At 43.9% G+C, this 1,708-nt stretch carries 2 protein-coding genes; one reads left to right on the forward strand and one right to left on the reverse strand.

Annotated elements, in window-relative coordinates; genetic code table 11:
- Positions 1–495: SMP-30/gluconolactonase/LRE family protein (locus A3735_RS23630; RefSeq protein WP_304440013.1), on the forward strand; the 495-nt coding region annotated here is incomplete at its 5' end.
- A 63-nt stretch (positions 496–558) separates the two neighbouring features.
- Here the strand turns inward: A3735_RS23630 and A3735_RS32685 are convergent.
- Complete coding sequence (locus A3735_RS32685) at positions 559–1,494, reverse strand: PaaI family thioesterase (protein ID WP_368664571.1); 936 nt, start codon at positions 1,492–1,494, stop codon at positions 559–561.
- Positions 1,495–1,708 lie beyond the last annotated feature (214 nt).

Here is a 1,708-nt window from a genome sequence, read left to right on the forward strand (position 1 = left end):
CATGTCGAAGGTGTGAAAATGCTGATGTTTGGTGTTTTTGCTATTCGCCCTGGCGTTGACTCTATTGCGCTAGACCGCAACGAAGAATGGCTTTACTTTGCTCCCGTTACCGACGAGAAGATGTGGCGCGTACGGGTAAGTGATTTGAATAATCCTGCACTAAGTGCAGAAGCGCTGAAAACTAAAATCGAAGCTTTTGGTGAAAAGACCATGAGCGATGGCATCACTATCGATGATGAGGACACTCTATACATCAGCGATCTGGAGCATTCGGCTATCATACAGATGCGCTCTGATGGTTCCATACAAACACTTTACAAAGACAAGAAGCTTCGCTGGCCTGATGGTTTCAGCTTCGGCCCGAATGGCTGGTTATACGTTACTGCTAGTGCGCTACAAAGTGTGATAGCCAAGCCTGACCAGTACATTCAAGAAAAAGGCCCTTATCAGATATTTAAATTGAAGACCGATACCACTGCTTACCCTGGGCATTGAGGTTGAATTTCAAAGGGGTCAGACTCGATTGAATTTCAATCGAGTCTGACCCCTTTGAAAAACCTAATCCTCTAACAAAAAATGCGCTCTGGCCAAGGCAATTGGCTTATCGCGGCTTTCTTGCCAGGCGTGAACTTCGACATTAGCAACGCGGCCACCCTGGCGGGTCACATTACAATAGGCATAGGTATCCTGGTTTGCACCGGCACGTAAGTAATCTAATGAAAAATCAATAATTTTGGGAAATTTCAAAGTCGACTGAGATACCAGCAAATACATAGCACTAGACAATTCCATAAAGCCACCAATGACACCACCATGAATTGCGGGAAGAATAGGATTACCAATATTGCCTTCCTTCTGATTTAACTTAAAGGTTAGCTCTCCTCTATCATCCAGGCATTCAATGCCAATCAATTGCGCATAAGGAATAGCTGAGGTCAGTATCTTGTAGTCGCTCTTGTCGCGCGCTTGTATCACCGAATCTTTAAAATCTTCGGGCAGAGAAACCTTGCCAATATTCTTTGATTGATAAACAGGAATATCTTTCGTCATCACATCTAAGGAAGGAATGCCCTTCTCGCCCATACGCATAAAGGTTGCGACACAATGCGCCACAGTCCGGTCAATCTGATAAGCCTCACACTTCATAAACAAGATATTGTTGGTTGAACGGTAGCAGCTTGCTCTCGCGAATACTGACTGCCCCGGTTTTGCCTGGCGCATATAGTCAACACGCAAATCTAGTGTTGGGCAGAGTTCAAACTCCGGCATTGCACATAGCACACCGGCACCTGCGGTCGTATCCATCAAGGTGGTAATCGCACCACCATGAATAACCCCTGAATCTGGGTTACCGATAATCTTCTCGCTGTAAGGCAATTCTAGTATCAGCTCGTTTTCTCTTGCAGAAACAACCTTAATACCCAACTCCTGGCACTGAGCCAATACGCTTACAAAGCTTTCGACTTGGGTAAACAACATGGTTTCGTCTCTCATTCATTCTCTCACAATCAGCGTTACATAATTTAGCTGGGAACGCTTATTCTAGTTAAGCATAAAATGTCAGCTCCTTATCAGCTAACATATTTGAAGCGCCGAAGTATAACCAATGTCACACTTTTTAAGAAATGTAATTAATCAGGAGATTTCCACCTAGCATCCTATTTATAACAATAGTAATTACTCATTTGCTATTGAAAAGAGTGAATCC

The sequence above is a fragment of the Oleiphilus sp. HI0061 genome, from assembly GCF_001635675.1.

Bases quoted from the DNA above. Each gene is read 5' to 3' on its own strand.
- A3735_RS32685 (WP_368664571.1), bottom strand. From the start codon at position 1,494: ATGAGAGACGAAACCATGTTGTTTACCCAAGTCGAAAGCTTTGTAAGC.